The following is a 939-nucleotide window of genomic DNA, read 5'->3' on the forward strand; positions in this document are numbered from 1 at the left end:
CTGGATCCGGCGGAGGCGGTGCTCATCGCCATCGGCGGCGGCGGCGCGCAGCATGCGGCCGAGATTGCCGAACTTGCGGGCATCCGCCGCGTGCTGGTGATGCCGAACGCCAGCGTGATGTCGGCGCTGGGCATGCTCTGCGGTCCGGAAGAGGGCGACGTCCGCCTGACGGTGAGCAATAGTTCGTGGGCTTCGTTGCCGCCGGAAGGCGCAGGGCCGCATTCGTTGTTCACGCCGATGATCACCGCCTTTGTGCCGGCGGGCTGGTCCTGGCGGCTGACGCCGGATCAGACGCTGGTGCTGGAGGCGAAGGCGTGATGCCGCGCGCGCGCGACGTCGTACCTGATCCGGTCATTGCTCTGCGCATGGAGCCGCTGCGTCTGGCGCTGCAAGGCACGGCCGACCGCATGCAGCATGGCATGATGCGCGCCGCCGTGTCGTCGATCGCCCGCGAGAGCGGTGACTGTGCCGCGGCGCTGTTCCTGCCGGACGGACGCTTGCTTGCCCAGGCGCGCTCCCTGCCGCTGTTGCTGGGATCGCTGATTCCGGCCGTTGCCGGCGTGCTCGCACGATTTCCACTCGCGACGATGTCCGAGGGCGATGCCTATCTGCTCAACGACCCCTGGTCCGGCGGCACGCATCTGCCGGACCTGGCTCTGGTCCATCCGGTCTTCCACGATGGCGAGGTGATCGCCTTCGCCGCCGCCAATCTGCACCATCAGGATGTCGGGGGCATGGCCGCCGGCTCCATTCCGCCCGACGCAACCGAAGTGTACCAGGAGGGCCTGCGCCTGCCGCCGGTGCTCTGGCGCAGTGCCGAAGGCGTGCTGCCCGACATCGACGCCATCCTGGCCGCCAACTCACGCACGCCTGACAATCTGCGTGGCGACCTGGAAGCGCAGTGGACCGCGCTGACGCAAGGCGCGCGCGAACTGAAGC

2 protein-coding genes are annotated in these 939 nt (G+C 69.1%); both read left to right on the forward strand.

Annotated features, from left to right (window positions below; genetic code table 11):
- A partial coding sequence (locus tag JHD07_RS00625; RefSeq protein ID WP_291617916.1) for a hydantoinase/oxoprolinase family protein occupies positions 1–318 on the forward strand: 318 nt, incomplete at its 5' end.
- The coding region (locus tag JHD07_RS00630; RefSeq protein WP_291617918.1) for a hydantoinase B/oxoprolinase family protein at positions 318–939 on the forward strand (622 nt) is incomplete at its 3' end. The genes JHD07_RS00625 and JHD07_RS00630, both read left to right, overlap by 1 nt.

The organism is Bradyrhizobium sp. (assembly GCF_016462955.1).
GTDB lineage: Bacteria > Pseudomonadota > Alphaproteobacteria > Rhizobiales > Xanthobacteraceae > Bradyrhizobium.